Source organism: Winogradskyella sp. SYSU M77433, assembly GCF_029911945.1.
Classification (GTDB): domain Bacteria; phylum Bacteroidota; class Bacteroidia; order Flavobacteriales; family Flavobacteriaceae; genus Winogradskyella.
The window spans coordinates 305,126-322,389 of record NZ_JARYTG010000006.1; the positions used below are offsets into that span (position 1 = coordinate 305,126).

The window sequence follows — 17,264 nt, forward strand, 5'->3', positions numbered from 1 at the left end:
AGAAAGTTATTAGTTTGTTAACTTAACTTCTACACGTCTGTTTTCAGCTCTACCAGCTCTAGTTTTGTTAGTAGCGATAGGATTTTCTTCACCGTAACCTTTAGCTGTTAATCTTTCAGCTTTAATTCCATTAGCGATTAAGTAATCTCTAACAGCGTTAGCTCTTCTATCAGATAAAGCTTGGTTAGTAGATTTAGCACCTACACTATCAGTATGACCTTCGATAGCAAAATTTGCTTGAGGGTATTCTTTAAAGATAGCTACCATTGCTTGTAATACTTGGTCAGTTTCTTTTTGGAAAGAAGCTTTACCTGTATCGAATAAGATAGTTCTAGCGTAGCTATTTAAAGTTTCCATTACTTCTTGAGTAGGCTTAATTTCAGGACAACCATTGTTAGCAGCTGTACCAGCTTCGTTAGGACACTTATCGTCTTTATCTAAGATGCCATCACCATCAGTATCTGGCCAAGGACAACCGTTGTTAGCAGCAGGACCAGCTTCGTTAGGACAGTTATCATCACCGTCAGCAACACCGTCACCATCAGCATCTGGACAACCAGCTAAAGATTTTAAACCAGCAACATCTGGACATTTATCATCTTTATCAACAACACCGTCACCGTCAGAATCAGGACAACCGTTGAATTCAGCTAAACCTGGAGTGTTTGGACAGTCGTCTTTAGAATCCTGAATACCATCGTTATCAGAATCTGGACAACCGTTGAAGATCTCTAAACCAGCTTCTTCTGGACAAGCATCGTCCTGATCATAGATACCATCACCATCTGTGTCAGTTCCTCCAAACTTGAAAGTTAGACCTACTGAATGTTGGAAATGCTTTGATAAATAGTCTTCGAAAGAATGTTTGTAAGTAGACTGTACATTTATCCCTAATTTTTCACTTAACCAAAAATTAAGACCTAATGAACCATTTAAAGTACCAGCTCCAATATCATCAACCCAAGTATAACCACCACCAACGCCAAGATAAGGGTCAATGACTTCTGATCCAAGGATATTCATAAAGCTGTAAGACACTTTACCATCCAAACCGAAATAAGTTAAATCTTCTAATCTGTCATCACCAAACTTATCTATTTTATTCAAAGAACCAGTAGCGGTGAAAACAAATCCATCACTTAAATATCTTGAAACAGATAAGGTTGAAAGAGAAGGAAGTATATTCCAGTGATCTCCTGTGTTAAAGTATTCATCAAAATAACCTCCTTGTGGTGCATCTTCTCCAACAGGATAAAAATCAACTGCGTTAGCACCAATTGTTATAGCCCATGGATTGTTTTTGTCTTGAGCATTCGAAGTGCTGAAACTCATAAGAAGCACTACGACAAATAATAATCTGCTAAGATTTTTCATATTCAAATTAATTTTAATTTTAAGTGTTAATTGTTGTCAAAAGTAAGTTGTTAAATTTTACTAACAAAGACAAATATAATAAAATATTGTTACAAACCCTTACACAAAGCCGTTTGAACCATTTTAAATTATTTCTAATGTCTTTCCAACTTTAATAAAAGCAGAAATAGCTTTATCTAATTGTTCCTGAGTATGTGCCGCAGATAATTGTACGCGAATTCTGGCTTTGTCTCTCGGAACGACAGGAAAAAAGAAACCAATGACATAGACTCCTTCTTCTAAAAGCATGTTAGCCATAATTTGAGATAATTTGGCGTCATAAAGCATTACAGGAACAATTGCAGAATCACCATCAACAATATCAAAACCTGCTTCTTTCATTCCTCTTTTAAAATATTTTGTATTCCACTCGACTTTGTCCCTTAGGGCGGTGTCGTTTTTAAGCATATCAAAAACTTTAATAGAGGCACCAACAATAGCAGGAGCTAAAGAATTTGAAAACAAATAGGGTCTAGATCTTTGACGTAAAATCTCTATAATTTCTTTTTTTGCTGTAGTGTAACCTCCCATAGCACCACCAAGAGCTTTTCCTAAAGTTCCAGTGATAATATCAATTCTTCCTAAAACACCTTTTTCTTCAAGTGTACCAATTCCTGTTTCACCAATAAATCCTGCCGCATGACATTCATCTATCATAACCATAGCATCATATTTATCTGCTAAATCACAGATTTTATCTAATGGAGCCACTAAACCGTCCATTGAGAAAACACCATCTGTTACAATGATTTTATAACGTGCTCCGTTTTTGTTTGCAGCAATGAGTTGTTTTTCTAAATCTGCCATATCATTATTTTGGTAACGATATCGTGCAGCTTTACACAATCTAACACCATCAATAATTGAAGCATGATTTAAAGAATCTGAAATTATAGCATCTTCTTTTGAAAGTAAAGGTTCAAAAACACCACCATTAGCATCAAAAGCTGCCGCGTACAGAATAGTGTCTTCTGTACCATAAAAATCAGCAATTTTCTGTTCTAATTCTTTATGAATATCCTGAGTACCACAAATAAATCTTACTGAAGACATTCCGAAACCGTGAGAATCTAAAGTATCTTTAGCTGCTTGCACTACATCTGGATGAGATGATAATCCTAGGTAATTGTTAGCGCAAAAGTTAAGTACTTTTTGGCCTGTATTTAAAGTGATTTCTGCTCCTTGAGGTGAGGTTATTATACGCTCTTCCTTAAAAAGGCCAGCATCTTTAATAGACTCAATTTCTTGTTGTAAGTAATTTTTAATATCTCCGTACATAGTTTTTATATTAAGTTACACAAAGATACTAAGTGTATTTTAGACTTCAATGACATCAATCGTGTCATTTATATAGACCAATATTTTTTTGGTTACAGAGAGGTTCATTTGATTAAGAATTAGTTCATATCTCTCCAATTGTTTTGCATAACTAGGCTTATGTGCACCAGTTTTATAATCTATAATGACAACCTCTTTTTTTGAGTTAATATTCAAACGGTCTGGTCTTATTATTTCACCATAATTAGTCACAATATCTTGCTCCATGTAAATGATGTAGTCATCATTAAAATAGGTGCTTAATTTAGGGTGGTCAGTAACCTGAGAAACAAGTTCTTTTAAAGATTCTAGCTGTTCACTTTGAATATCACCAGACATCAACACCTCTTCCATGGCATAATCGATATCTTGGTTGGTTCTTACTTTGGACAAAATTAAATGCACAAGATTACCTCGCTCAATAGCTTTTTCTTGTTTAGTGTCCCACAATAGACCTTCTTTGGTGATTATTTTAAGATTATGATTTTCTTTTGGCACAGATATCAAAGGAATGGTATTTAAACTGTCTTTGGCTTCAGTTTTAAGTGAATTTTTTTCTGCCTTTCCAAAAGTATAAACGAGTTGATTGTCATTCCACAGATGTTCTTCTTTTAGATATGAAATAAACATCCCAGAAAAGGTGTTTTCTTTCACCACACCTTTAGTTGAAATATCTTTTTTTGAAATAATATAAAGCTGTTTTTCGGCCCTTGTCAAGGCAACATAAAGAAGATTAATGTTATCTAATTCTAATTTTGATTGTCTGTTTTGATAAATTTCTCTTCCCGCTTCACCGAATTGTTCAACATTCTTATTGTAGTTAATTAACAAGGTTTCAAAACCATTATAATCATCTTTATTTACTGGAAACCAAATTTTTGGCTCTAGCTCTCTATAGATGTCTAGTTCAGCAAATGGAAAAATAACAATAGGGAATTCTAGGCCTTTCGATTTATGAATAGTCATGATTTCAACAGCATTAGTATTGTTTGGCGACACTATACTTAATGCGTCTTTCTTATTTTCAAAATAAGTAACAAAATCAACTAAATCAGAATTTCTCTTTTGCGTAAATTCTAAAACAATATCTAAATAAAACTGAACGTAAGCATCAGATTCCTTGTTAAGCTGAAAACGTCTCACTAAGTCTTCTATAAGTTCGTACAACGGCTGTTGAAGTAATTTTTCTTTATCTAAAAATATATTTAAATCTTTAAAACCCTCAAAAAAGTTTGATAAGTCTCTTTTGAGATAACTTTCAAAAAAGAGATGCTGATCTTCAACCTGATGTTGCTTAGCTAAAAAGGATAATAACTCAATTTTAAGTTCATCATTATTTGGTTGAATTAATAGCTTCAGGAAATTTGAAAGGAAGTCAACCTTATCAGAATTTTTCAGCAAAAGTGTTTCAGAAGAGGTAATTTTCACTCCTTTTTCTGTAAGATAATTGGCGATCTTAACACCTTCTTTTTTCTTTCTTACCAAAACACAAATATCGCTTAATGCATAATCATTATCTAAACAGTGTTGTATAGTTTCTAAAGTTTTAACAGCATAAAGTTCAGCGGCATCATCTTCCTTTTGAATATCCAAAAATTGAAGATTAACATAGCCTTCGTAATCTGAATGCTGATTTTGACTTGAATTTTGATACAAGTCCGCATAATCATCAAGGCTAAAATAGCGTTCACTCAAAAATTTAAAAAACGAATTATTAAAACCAATAATCTCTTTTGAGCTTCTATAGTTGGTCTCTAATGCTAAGACATTAGGTTCAACATGAAAAGGGTTTACAGTTTTGTTATATAGATCAATAAACTGCTCAGCTTCACCGCCACGCCATCTATAAATTGCTTGTTTGGCGTCGCCGACCAGCATTGTGGTGCCGTTTGCAGAAGATAATGCATTATCTAATAAAGGCACCAAGTTTTGCCATTGTAAAGTTGAAGTATCTTGAAACTCATCAATAAAATAGTGCTTAAACTTTTCTCCCAAGCGTTCGTAAATAAATGGTGTGGGTTGGTTTTTTATTTCATTGCTAATGATTTTATTAAATTCTGAAATAAGCATTTTATTTTGCTCTTCTTTTAAGGAGTCTAATTCCTTTTGAATGGCATTTAAAACTGAAAGCGGTGTAATATTTCTGTAGACAGCTTTCTTAAATTTTACCTCGTAAATCAGAGCTTTAGTTTTTGTAAAAGCATCGGATAAATTTGGTTGAATACTCTCAATAGTTGAAGCGATAAACTCAGTAACACGTTTTGGGTAGAGTACATTCCCTTCGATTAAATCTGTTTGCCAATTAGAGTCGAAACTTACATTATAATCTTTTCGCTGTAGTTTTTCAAAATGATTTGGTAATGATTTACGGTTAAAATCATCGTATTGTAAACCACATTCGTTTATTAAATTCAATGTGGCTTCAGCAGTTTCTACAATGAGATTTTCAATTGTTTTTATCTGACTAACAAGCTGCTTTTTTAAGGCTTTAAAATCTTCTAGTGATTTGTTTTTTAGCGTGTTTAATGCGGTTATGTCATTTTCGTTAACAAGTAGCTTTGCTATTTTATTAAAATCATAACTAATATCCCAACTTTTATCATCATCGGCTTTTTCAATAGCAAAATCCACCAACAGATTTGTTAAGTTCTCATCACTTCCTGCTCTAGAAATTAAACGATCTACAGCTTCATTAAGTAGTTGATCTTGGTCTAATTCAACTTCAAAATTTATGGGTAAATTAAGGTCGTAAGCAAATGTCCGGATGATTCTGTGTGTAAAGCCATCAATCGTAGAAACATCAAAACCACCATAATTATGAACAATATGTTTTAAGATTAGTTTGGATTTGTTGTGAAGTTTTTCTGGCGAAATAGAAAGTTCATTACAGATAGCCTCAAACATTGGGTGAGGTTCGGTTAAACTTTTCTCAGATGAAAACAGCTTTAGCATATCTATAATACGCGCTTTCATTTCACCAACCGCTTTATTAGTAAACGTAATGGCTAGTATGGTTTTAAAGCGATCTAAATTATTGGATTGTACCAATATTTTTAGATATGATTTGGTTAGTGTAAATGTTTTCCCACTACCAGCTGAAGCGTTATAAATCTTATATGTTGACTCTTTCAAAAGATAAATTTTATACCAAAATAGGGAATCTTAATAATTTATTTAGAACTTCTTAATGTCAAAGTTGTAAATTTGTTAAGAATCGAAATATTAACAAAAAAATCAAAAAATATTATGGCTTTTGAATTACCAAAATTAAAATATGCATATGATGCTTTAGAACCAAATATTGATGCTCGTACAATGGAGATACATCATTCAAAGCACCATAACGGATACACAACAAAACTAAATGCTGCAATTGAAGGAACAGATTTAGAAGGAAAAACAATAGAAAATATCCTTATCAATTTAGATATGGATAATGCTGCTGTTAGAAATAATGGTGGTGGATTTTATAACCACTCATTATTTTGGGAAGTAATGAACCCTGAAGGAAAAGGGCGTTTATCAGGAGAATTAAAAGATGCTATTGAAGCTGAATTTGGTTCTTTTGATGCTTTTAAAGATGCATTTTCTAAAGCGGCAGCTACACAATTTGGTTCTGGATGGGCTTGGTTATGTGTACACGAAGGTGGTAAAGTAGAAGTTTGTTCTACTCCAAACCAAGATAACCCATTAATGCCAGGCGTAAGTTGTGGCGGAACACCTATATTAGGTTTAGACGTTTGGGAGCATGCTTATTACTTAAACTACCAAAACAGAAGACCAGATTATATTGAAGCTTTCTTTAATGTAATCAACTGGAATGAAGTTGAGCGTCGTTATGCAGAAGCAAAATAATATTTGATAATTTTATATTATCTTAATAAAAAATCCAAAGCATTTGCTTTGGATTTTTTTATATGTATATGTAAGAAAATAAAGATCTTACGAAGTTTTTAAAATGAAAAAGGTGAACGAGAGTGTTCACCTTTTTGCCCCAAATCTACCATAAACTTAACCTACTTATGTTATGGTGAGTCAAATATAAGTTGACATTAATTTAACTATTAAATTTTTTGGACAAACGACCTATATATTAGTCTAAGAGTGGAAAGCGTAATGTTTTACAATACTTTGAGTCGAAACAAAACTCAATAGTAAGGTTACTTAAAGTGATACTTTAAATTCAAGGAATAAAAAAAGGTGAACAGTGTTCACCTTTTTTTGCCCCAAATCTACCATGAACTTAACCTACTTATGTTATGGTGATACCAATGTAGATTTTATTTGATAAAAAGTTGCAAATATTGGATGAAATACCTTTTTCTTCGGCAAAACACCTTTTTTTCGGATAAAAAGCTTGTTTTTTGTTAATAACTAATAAGCACGTTCTTTGTTTCCTTCATAGAAATTAATAAAAGCTCTATTCACAACTCTGTTACCTCCAGCTGTTGGATAATTTCCTGTGAAATACCAATCTCCTAAATTTTTAGGGCAGGCTTTATGAAGATTTTCAACAGGTTGAAAAATGATTTTAACCTCTGCTTTTACTTCATCATCACTAAGCAATTCTGAGATTTTATCTGAAATCTCCTCGTTGGTGAACTTGTCATAGATTTCTTTCACATAGTTAATGACTTTTTTATCCTTAAGGTTAACCTGAGAAAGACACTTTTTATAAACGTCGTCAACAATACTATAAAGTCCTCGTTCCTTTAATAGTTCTAATGCAGCTCTAAAGGCAACTAAACTTTCAAGATTGGCCATATCTATACCATAACAATCAGGATATCTAATTTGTGGAGCCGAAGAAACCACAACTATTTTTTTAGGGTTTAGTCTATCCATCATTTTGATGATACTCTTTTTAAGCGTTGTACCACGTACAATACTATCATCAATAATAACTAAATTGTCAGTTGGTTTTATAACACCATAGGTTACATCATAGACGTGAGCTACTAAATCATCTCTACTGCTGTCTTCAGTGATAAATGTTCTTAGTTTGGCATCTTTAATAGCTATTTTTTCAATTCTCGGACGTTCAGATAGTATTTCTGTGACGCGCTCTGCGGACAACTTACCATTACCATCTAAAATAGATTGAGTTTTTTTCTGATTAAGATGTTCTTCAACGGTATCAATCATTCCAAAGAATGATGTTTCTGCTGTGTTTGGTATGAATGAAAAAACAGTATTTTCTGTATCGTTATCTATAGCTTCAAGAACTTTTGGCATTAATAATCTACCCAGTTCTTTTCGTTCTTCATAAATTTCGGCATCACTTCCTCTAGAGAAATAAATACGTTCAAAAGAACAAGCTTTTCGCTCTAAAGGTTCAAGTATTTTCTTGATTTGGATTTCACCAGACTTTTTAGTGATGATAGCATGTCCTGGATCTAACTCTATAACGTCTTCAAAAGGTACATTAAACACGGTTTGAATAACTGGTCTTTCTGATGCTACCACAACAACTTCATCATCTTTGTAATAATAAGCTGGACGAATTCCTGCAGGATCTCTAAGTACAAAAGAATCACCATGACCTAAAAGACCTGCCATAGCATAACCTCCATCCCAGTTTTTAGCAGCACGCTTCAGGATTTTTCCAACTTTTAGGCGTTCTGCAATAAGTGGAGAACATTCTCTTTTGTTATAGCCTTCTTTTTTAAGGTCTTTATATACTTTACTTACAGCATCATCCAAAAAGTGACCTATTTTTTCCATAACGGTAATAGTATCGGCTTTTTCTTTAGGATGCTGACCAATATCAACTAAATTATCAAAGAGCTCGTTAACGTTGGTCATGTTAAAGTTACCAGCTACAATTAAATTTCTATGCATCCAGTTGTTTTGTCTTAGGAAAGGGTGTACACTTTCTACACTATTTTTCCCGAAAGTTCCATAACGAACATGTCCAAGTAAAAGCTCACCTACGTAAGGAATGTATCTTTTTTGAAGCTCAACATTGTCTTGGTATTCAGGATGTTTTGTGAGCTCTAAATTAATACGTTGGTTAATTTGGGCAAAAATATCTTGTATAGGTTGCTGAGCGATAGATCTTACTCTACTGATATAGCGTTCACCTGGATGTGTATCTAATTTTATACTTGCAAAACCAGCACCATCTTGTCCACGGTTGTGCTGTTTTTCCATCATTAAATACATTTTGTTTACACCATAGAAAGCACTACCGTATTTTTCCTTGTAGTATTCTAAAGGTTTCAAAAGTCTAATAAGTGCTATACCACACTCATGTTTTAAAGCGTCACTCATACCTATGTAATCTGCTATTAATATATAAATATCTGCTTTACTGGTGTAAGCAGAATAAAAAACGCGCTCAGTTTAGAGCGCGTTTGTTTATGTTAATTCTATTTCAAATTGTGTTAGACTCTTAAATTGGTCTAATCGTTTGTAAATTTCTTCGTCATTAAGATTCAGCATGCGTTCTGTGCCAAATTTTTCTACACAAAATGAGGCTAACGTAGATCCGTAAATAACTGCTGTTTTCATATTCTCGAAAGAATAATCTCCTGTCTTGGCTAAATAGCCTGCAAATCCGCCTGCAAAAGTATCACCAGCTCCAGTTGGATCAAAAACCTCTTCTAATGGTAAAGCAGGAGCAAAGAATACATTACCATTATGAAATAATAATGCACCATGCTCACCTTTTTTAATAACGACAAACTTAGGTCCCATTTCATGAATTTTTCTAGCGGCAACAACTAAAGAGTATTCTCCTGTTAATTGTCTAGCTTCTTCATCGTTTATGGTGATAACATCAATTTTTGCAATGGTTTTGTGCAAGTCTTCAAGCGCACAGTCCATCCAAAAATTCATAGTATCTAAAATAACCAGTTTTGGTTTTTCAGTCATTTGATTTAGGACACTCATCTGTGTTAAAGGATGAAGGTTTCCTAACATTACCACTTCAGCATCTTTGTAATTTTCAGGAACTACAGGTTCAAAATCAGCTAAAACATTTAATTCTGTTGCTAAAGTATCACGAGAGTTCATATCATTATGGTATTTACCACTCCAAAAGAATGTTTTACCATCTTTTACGATTTCAACACCAGAAACATCGATGTTTCTATCAGTCATTAAATCCAAGTATTCTTGAGGAAAATCACCACCAACCACAGAAACTACAGCCGAATCTACATTAAAGTTTGAGGCTGCAAGACCTATAAAAGTACCTGCTCCTCCAAGGATTTTATCAGTTTTACCAAATGGAGTTTCAATAGCATCAAAAGCTACAGTACCCACAATTACTAATTTGCTCATAAAGCGTTTTGAAAATTTGTTGCAAATATACAGTTTTTAGTTGCTAAAAAACGAATTAAATTTTGTGATTAGGCGTGGTTTTGTGAGTAAATCTAGTTCTTCAAAAAGTAAAGATGACGTATCTTTATAGCTTTTATCAACAGCTTTTATGAGATTTAGTTATTCTATTTTTTTATTGTCTTTGTTGCTAGTTAGTTACAGTTCTGTGGCAAGGTCACAGAATATAACAAGTAATGCAACCAAACGATTGATAGAGCTAGACAGCTTGTGCGATAGTCAGTTAAAAAACGATTCTCTGCTAAAGGAAACAATAACATTGGCTAAACAATTAAAAAAGTACGACATTGCTGTTAAGCAAAGCGCTAATCTTATCCGTTTTTTTAATTATGAAACCAATACAAAGCACCAAGGTAAATTAGTAATTTCCGAAACAAAACCTTTATTACCCTATGTTAATGATAAGGAATTGGTAGGTAAATATTTCTTTGAAGTTGCAGATTTGCACTACTATTTAGGTGAATTTGAAGCTTCATTAGAGAATTACGATAGCGCTTTTTATTATGCCAATAATAGAAGCACGTCTTTACAAGGGCTTTCAAAATTTGGAAAAGGTATTGTGTATGTTGATAAAGGTGAATTCGGAAAAGCATCTTTGGCTCTACAAGAAGCTATAGCATATTTTCAAGCAGATAAGGATACTTTAAATTGGATTAATGCCAAAAATTCTATGACCATCTTATATGGAAAAAATGAATTTTATAATGATGAAACAACAGAGCGAAAAGAGCTTATAGATTTAGCATTAAAATATAAAAACTACCCTAGCTTACCCAGCGTTTACTATAATGCGGCGGCTAGTGCCAATAAGAAGGGGAATCAAAAACTGAGGATAAATTATTTAAAAGAAGCTTTGGAGGTTAATAAAGATTCTGACTACAAAGAGTTTTTTTTACCAATTTTAAAAGCCGGTTTAGTATCAGCATATGCCGATAATGATAGCTTGGCAAAAGCCGAAGAACTTCTAGGTGATATTGAGAAAAATTCTAATGACATTTCTGGTTACAATGAATCGTTCTATATAGATGCTAAAATGCGATTAGCTTTTATGAAAAAAGAATACTTAGAAGCTAAAAACTATGCCGAACGCTATTTATTGCTCAAAAAACAGAGTCAAGAATTTGAAGAAATACAACAAGCGGAAAGATTTCTATCCAAAATCTATAAAAGGACAGGAAACTCTGAAAAGGCCTTAGAACATTTTGAAAATTATACAGCTTTAAAAGATTCTATCTTAGGTGTTCAGAGAGCTAGAATTCTAAGTTATTATCAAACATTATATGAAACCGAAAAACGCGATTTAAAAATACAAGCACAACAAAGTGATATTGATCTTCTAGCAACAAAAAACAAGCTAAAAACACAATGGTTGTTATTTGGCGGACTAAGTCTAGTAGGTTTATTTGCTTTTATATCTATACTAAGATCTCGCAGTTTTGCCAAAAAAGAACAGAAACTACAAGAAGAGTTAACGCAAAACATTATTGCATCTCAAGAAGAAGAACGAAATAGAGTTGCCATGGAGCTTCATGATAGCGTAGGTCAGCAGCTCATTTTATTAAGCAGAAAAGCACAAAATTTAAATGATGAAGCTCTAAAAGAGCTCACCAAACAAACCTTAGCAGATGTCAGGTCTATTTCCCATGGATTGTTTCCTGTTGTACTAAAACGACTAGGTTTTTCGGCAGCCGTTCAGGATATGGTCAATAATTTAGATGAAGAATCTGATGTTTTTTTCACCACAGAAATAGATCCTGTAGATGAATCTCTAACAGAAGATAAAGCATTGCATTTATATAGAATCATTCAAGAGTCTCTAAACAACATTGTAAAACATTCAGAAGCTAAAGCTGTTTCAGTAGAAATTTTTAAAAATGAACAAGAAAAAGTTGTGCTTAAAATAAAAGACAATGGTAAAGGTTTTGACTTTAATGAAAAATCTCAAAAAAGTAAAAGTCTAGGTATCAAATCCATACAAGAGCGATGTAAAATCATTTGTGCAAATCTTAAAATTACCACTGCTATTAATGAAGGAACCGAAACAAAAATAGTAGCATAAACTATAGCTTTTAAGTATTTTTGTTGAAATATACTTACATGACTAAAGCCAATATTTCTATCGTTATTGTTGATGATCATCCTGTGATGCTAAAAGGACTTCAACAGGAGCTAGAACATGTGGGTTATCAGGTTTTAGCAACAGCAACTAACGGAGCTTCGGCTATAGAAGTCATCACAACAAATCACCCAGATATTGCTATCCTAGATATTGAAATGCCATTTCTTAATGGTTTTGAAGTTGTAAAGCGTTTAAAAGCGTTAGATTTAAATACGCGTTATATCATTATGTCTTACCATAAAGAGAAAGGCTTTATTGTGCAAGCCAAAAAGGTAGGAGTCAATGGCTATTTATTAAAAGAAGACAGTATTCAAGATATAGAAAAATGTATTGAAGAAATTGTAAAGGGCAATACATTTTACAGTAGTTCTTTTACAGATGATTTTGAAAAAACTGCTAGCGAAGAGTTGAGAAAAATTGCATTATTAACACCTTCTGAAAGAACAATACTAAGGCTCATAGCACAAGAAAGAACCTCTATAGAAATCTGTGAGGTATTAAGTATATCAAAACGAACCGTTGAAAAACACAGATCTAATATCATAGCGAAGTTAGAACTAGATTCCTCTGCAAATACATTAATAAATTGGGTTCAATTTCATAAAGAATTAGTGTTATCTCTATAGTTTAAGTAGTACGTACCCTACGTAATATCTGCATTTACTACGTATTTTATTAGGGCTTTTTCATCTCTACTTTTGTGGCGATTCAACTTAACCTATCAGCCATGAAAAAAAATACTTTAATTTTTTCGTTTTTTCTATTCACCCTATTGGGTTTTTCACAAACTGAAACATTAACACCTAATGGGGATTTAACGAGTAATGATATTACCTATATTAATTTTACAGACCCTAATCCAAGAACAAGATCTCTGGCTTCAGGATTTCTTCCTTTATTAAGTAGCGGCGCAACAGAAGTGCATTTTGCTTTAAAAGGAGGAGATGGAGGATCAGCTACTTGGGATGGAGCATTTGTAGATTTAGGTGCAAATGGTGGGCAAGGAGCAACATTATATTTTACGTTACCAATTACTTCTGAAAATGAAGGGCAACTAATTACCTTTTATCAGGGCAAACATGGAGAGAGCTACTCACACGGCTTATTAGCTAGTGGTGGCGGTGGAGGCTCTACAGGTGTTAGGATTGGTAATAATGTTATAGCAGTAGCCTCAGGCGGTGGCGGTGGGTGTGCTACTGAACTAGTACAATCTGCAGGATTAGGTGCAGGTGAGTCTTCTAATGAGGGGATTGAACTCTACTGTATTAGTGGGAATGGTTATACAAATATATCTGGTTATGGTCGTTTTACTTCGATCGATGATGTTATGTCCATGTCTGATGGTAGTACAACTCACTATTACATAGGAAATGGAGGTGGAGGTGGCTTAAATGCTAATTATGGTACAATTTATTATAACACTCATGTAAACTATGAGAGTACCCAAGGAAAGGCTTTTGCTGAAGGAGGTTTTGGCGGTTATAATATTACTGATACTTATATGAGGGGTGAAAATTGTGATTATTTATCGACAAATCCATTTATTATAAATGGCTGTAATAGTATAACAGGTACAGATGCTAGTGCTGGTGGTGCCGGATTTAGTGGTGGTGGTGCAGGAGGTGTCTGGTATGATGGTCTTTCTACAGGTACTGTTTGTGGCGGCACTAATAGATTTGCAGGTGGCGGTGGTGGTGCAGGCTATGGCGGTGGCGGTGGCGGTGGAAATCATTCTGGCGGTGGAGGTGGACAATCCTATGCGCATCCAAATATGCTTAATGATTTTGTTATTAGTGGTACTACAACAGATTCGCCTGAAAATGGTTATGTGTCTTACCAGGTCATTTATGATGACCAGAACCCTAATGCGGTTTGCCAAGACACAAGTGTGACACTCGGTTATGAAAATTATTATACAGGAATAGCTGGGCAGATTAACTTAGGTCAAGGTATTCATGGGCAGTCTTCAATAAATATTAGTGATATTGACGGTGGCTCAACCGATAATACGGCTATATCTAGTATTTCTGCTTCTCAATTAGAATTTACTTGTGATGACTTAGGAGATACTGAGGTTATACTTACTGTTACAGATCCTATGGGATTAACAGACACTTGTACAGCAACGGTTACAGTTATTGATGACCATGCGCCTGGACTTACTTGGGAGTCACACAGTTTAATTTCTTCCCCAACTTTTGGGCTTATCGACTTAGGAAATAGTTCGTCTATGACTATCAATCCGCCTACGCTTACATTTGTAGATAATTGCGCCGTTTATAGTCCAAGTATTCAACAAGCAGATTCTTTTACCGTAACTTGTAGTGACATAGGACAAACAATTATAAAAGAAGTTAGAGCTTCTGATACTTCAGGAAATGAGCGTATTTTTTATCTCAACTATACCATTGCAGCCACACCAACCGCTTTTGGACATGATATTACTAGATGGTTAGACAACACAGGGCAAGTTACCATAACACCACAAGATGTTATAGACACAGGTACTTTTAGTGATTGCTTTACATACAGCCTTGATAAAACAACGTTTAGTTGTCAAGATGTCGGTGAGAATGCGGTTACCTTAACAGTTACAAATACGCTTACTAACCAATCAGACAGTATTACTGTTGTGGTAACTATAGAACCTTTTTCATCTTTTTTAACCACGCTTTACGTAGATGCTAATTCACCAACCGAAACAGGTAATGGCTATTCTTGGAATGAGGCTTTTAGAAGTTTAGAAGAAGCTTTAGAAATACAAAAATGTAGGGTTATAGATGAAATAAAAGTCGCTTCAGGGACTTATTACCCTAGTACAAGTAGAGATTGTGATAACTGCTCGTCAGAACGCGAGTACTACTTTTTAATGAACACCGATTTTGAATTAAGAGGTAGCTACAATCCTGCAACAGGAGAGCAAGATTACAACAATCCTTCTATTTTAAATGGTGATTTAGGTGTCATTGGAGACATGACAGATAATGCGTTTCATGTATTTATGACACAAGGATTAAGCGATCAAGCCATTATAGATGGTTTTGTAATTCAAAACGGAAACGCAAACGGAAATACCAACATTACTGTGGCATCTTTTTCAAACCCACCTTATCAAGGCAATGGTGGAGGTATTTATAATGATATGTCTAATGCCATTTTTAGTAATGTCTTTCTGTATAACAACTCGGCCAATAATGGTGGTGGCGGGATGATTAATTTATATGAGTCACCACAGTTAATTAATATGGTGTTTGCTAATAACCATTCTAATACTAATGGTGGCGGACTTTATAATTATTTTTCTGGTCCAACTATTATAAACAATACCATTTACGGTAATACAGCCATACAAGGTGGTGGTGTTTACAATGACCATAATGTTACTGAAAGTATTGTTCCAACATTATATAACACGGTGTTGTATAATAATGGTTCTGATATAACAAACTACTTAACCATTATAAGTGCTAATAGTTCTCATAATTATTCTGAAAATTATACAGATAATGGTTTTGTTGCTCTTACAGTAAATCCGTTTATAGATGCTTTCAATTTTATAGGAGATGATTTCATTCCTGGAACTATGGATGACGGCTTATTACCAAGTCTTAATAGTCCATTAATAAACGCTGGTGACAATACATACAACACATTAACTACAGATATTACAGGAAATGATAGGATTAATGAAGGGATTATAGATATTGGTGCTTACGAATACAACAGTTGCTTTACATATGCATCAGGTGTGATTTTTGTAGATGTAAACGCTTCGGGAGCTAATAATGGATCTAGTTGGACTGATGCTTTTATTTCTTTAGATGATGCGCTTATAGAGGCTAAAGGCTGTAATAATGTTTCAGAAATACGTGTGGCTGGCGGAACCTACACACCAAATTCATCTAGAGCATGTACTAATTGTAGTACAGCTAGAGAAACCTATTTTTTAATAGACCAAGATATCATTATTAAAGGAGGTTATAATCCTGTAACCGAAATATTTGACGTCAATACGCCTACCATTTTAAGTGGTGATATAGGTGCCAGCTCAAATTCCGACAACACACACCATGTGCTTATTACCCAAAATCTAACAGCAAATGCGGTTATTGATGGCTTTATTATTAATGATGGCAATGCCAATGTAACAGGAAATAATTTTATAAATGCAGTACCGCTATTAAAAAATTATGGAGGAGGTATTTATAACATAAACTCTAGCCCAACCTATCAAAATATTGTTGTTTCTAACAATGCATCATCTTTTGCAGGTGGTGGTGTTTATAATCAAAATAACTCTCAGGCAACATTTATCAACGCAATTATTACAGGTAATACTTCGAGTTCTGGAGGTGGAATGCATAATACCCAATCTAGCCCAACGCTTATAAATCTTACTGTTGTTGGTAACTCGGCGCCAAGTGGAGGTGGTGGTATATTCAATTTTACGTCAGCTTCCCCTTTAATATATAATTCTGTCTTTTATAATAATGGTATAGATATTACCAACTTTAATGGCTCTGTAAACGGTAACAGTTCTCATAACTTTTCAGCTACTTATGGAGGTGTTGGTTTTACGGTTCTAAATGCTAATCCATTTGTAGATTCTGGTGATGCCATAGGTTATGACGGCTTATGGAAAACTGAAGACGATGGACTTATTCAAACACCAGATGCTATTTTAATAGATGCTGGAAATTCAAACTTTAATCCATTGGGTTTGGATATTAAAGGCGATAATAGATTTTTAGGAAATGCTATTGATGTAGGTGCTTATGAAATTGAAGGCAGTACATTAAACTTAGATGACAATCTTTTCAGCAACGCCAACATTTCCGTATTTCCAAATCCAGCTGAAAGTATCATTACCATAAAAAATGATACCCGTCAGAAAATAGAAACCTTCGAGCTTTATGATCTTACAGGAAGATTAATTAAAACCATTCGTTTTGGCGAAAACCAAGAATCATATACGGTAGATTTATCAGAAATAAACCAAAGTACATACATGGTAATTATTACTTCCAAAAACTTCAAAGTGACTAAAGTGTTAATTAAAAAATAAACTAAA

The 17,264-nt window shown here is 33.9% G+C and carries 9 protein-coding genes; 4 read left to right on the plus strand and 5 right to left on the minus strand.

Annotated features, from left to right (window positions below; all coding sequences use genetic code 11):
• Positions 1 to 9 precede the first annotated feature (9 nt).
• The 3 genes from QGM60_RS13890 to QGM60_RS13900 all read right to left on the minus strand — a co-directional run bounded on the left by QGM60_RS13890 (position 10) and on the right by QGM60_RS13900 (position 5,862).
• The gene (locus tag QGM60_RS13890; RefSeq protein ID WP_281140847.1) at positions 10 to 1,374 is read right to left on the minus strand and encodes an OmpA family protein; all 1,365 of its coding nucleotides are present in this window, start codon (positions 1,372 to 1,374) and stop codon (positions 10 to 12) included.
• A 123-nt stretch (positions 1,375 to 1,497) separates the two neighbouring features.
• On the minus strand, positions 1,498 to 2,691 hold the full coding sequence (gene kbl, locus QGM60_RS13895) for a glycine C-acetyltransferase (RefSeq protein WP_281140848.1): 1,194 nt from the start codon (positions 2,689 to 2,691) through the stop codon (positions 1,498 to 1,500).
• Positions 2,692 to 2,730: 39 nt separating this feature from the next.
• A complete protein-coding gene (locus QGM60_RS13900) occupies positions 2,731 to 5,862 on the minus strand; it encodes a UvrD-helicase domain-containing protein (RefSeq protein ID WP_281140849.1) in 3,132 nt (1,043 codons plus the stop codon).
• Between the two features lie 114 nt (positions 5,863 to 5,976).
• On the opposite strand from QGM60_RS13900, the gene QGM60_RS13905 reads away from it, so the two are divergent.
• Positions 5,977 to 6,585 (plus strand): superoxide dismutase, encoded by a 609-nt coding sequence (locus QGM60_RS13905; RefSeq protein WP_281140850.1) that lies wholly within the window; start codon positions 5,977 to 5,979, stop codon positions 6,583 to 6,585.
• Between the two features lie 519 nt (positions 6,586 to 7,104).
• On the opposite strand, the gene QGM60_RS13910 is transcribed toward QGM60_RS13905, so the two are convergent.
• Positions 7,105 to 9,003 (minus strand): amidophosphoribosyltransferase, encoded by a 1,899-nt coding sequence (locus tag QGM60_RS13910; protein WP_281140851.1) that lies wholly within the window; start codon positions 9,001 to 9,003, stop codon positions 7,105 to 7,107.
• Positions 9,004 to 9,090: 87 nt separating this feature from the next.
• Positions 9,091 to 10,017, minus strand: a complete 927-nt coding sequence (locus QGM60_RS13915; protein WP_281140852.1) for a PfkB family carbohydrate kinase — start codon at positions 10,015 to 10,017, stop codon at positions 9,091 to 9,093.
• Positions 10,018 to 10,165: 148 nt separating this feature from the next.
• On the opposite strand from QGM60_RS13915, the gene QGM60_RS13920 reads away from it, so the two are divergent.
• The 3 genes from QGM60_RS13920 to QGM60_RS13930 all read left to right on the plus strand — a co-directional run bounded on the left by QGM60_RS13920 (position 10,166) and on the right by QGM60_RS13930 (position 17,258).
• Entirely contained in the window at positions 10,166 to 12,133 is a 1,968-nt protein-coding gene (locus tag QGM60_RS13920) for a histidine kinase (RefSeq protein ID WP_281140853.1), read from the plus strand.
• 38 nt (positions 12,134 to 12,171) lie between these two features.
• Positions 12,172 to 12,819 (plus strand): response regulator transcription factor, encoded by a 648-nt coding sequence (locus tag QGM60_RS13925; protein ID WP_281140854.1) that lies wholly within the window; start codon positions 12,172 to 12,174, stop codon positions 12,817 to 12,819.
• A 101-nt stretch (positions 12,820 to 12,920) separates the two neighbouring features.
• Positions 12,921 to 17,258 carry a T9SS type A sorting domain-containing protein gene (locus tag QGM60_RS13930; protein ID WP_281140855.1) on the plus strand — a complete coding sequence of 1,446 codons (4,338 nt, stop codon included), beginning with the start codon at positions 12,921 to 12,923 and terminating at the stop codon, positions 17,256 to 17,258.
• The last annotated feature ends 6 nt before the right edge of the window (positions 17,259 to 17,264 follow it).

Bases quoted from the DNA above. Each gene is read 5' to 3' on its own strand.
- QGM60_RS13890 (WP_281140847.1), bottom strand. From the start codon at position 1,374: ATGAAAAATCTTAGCAGATTATTATTTGTCGTAGTGCTTCTTATGAGT.
- kbl (WP_281140848.1), bottom strand. From the start codon at position 2,691: ATGTACGGAGATATTAAAAATTACTTACAACAAGAAATTGAGTCTATT.
- QGM60_RS13905 (WP_281140850.1), top strand. From the start codon at position 5,977: ATGGCTTTTGAATTACCAAAATTAAAATATGCATATGATGCTTTAGAA.
- QGM60_RS13910 (WP_281140851.1), bottom strand. From the start codon at position 9,003: ATGAGTGACGCTTTAAAACATGAGTGTGGTATAGCACTTATTAGACTT.
- QGM60_RS13915 (WP_281140852.1), bottom strand. From the start codon at position 10,017: ATGAGCAAATTAGTAATTGTGGGTACTGTAGCTTTTGATGCTATTGAA.
- QGM60_RS13920 (WP_281140853.1), top strand. From the start codon at position 10,166: ATGAGATTTAGTTATTCTATTTTTTTATTGTCTTTGTTGCTAGTTAGT.
- QGM60_RS13925 (WP_281140854.1), top strand. From the start codon at position 12,172: ATGACTAAAGCCAATATTTCTATCGTTATTGTTGATGATCATCCTGTG.
- QGM60_RS13930 (WP_281140855.1), top strand. From the start codon at position 12,921: ATGAAAAAAAATACTTTAATTTTTTCGTTTTTTCTATTCACCCTATTG.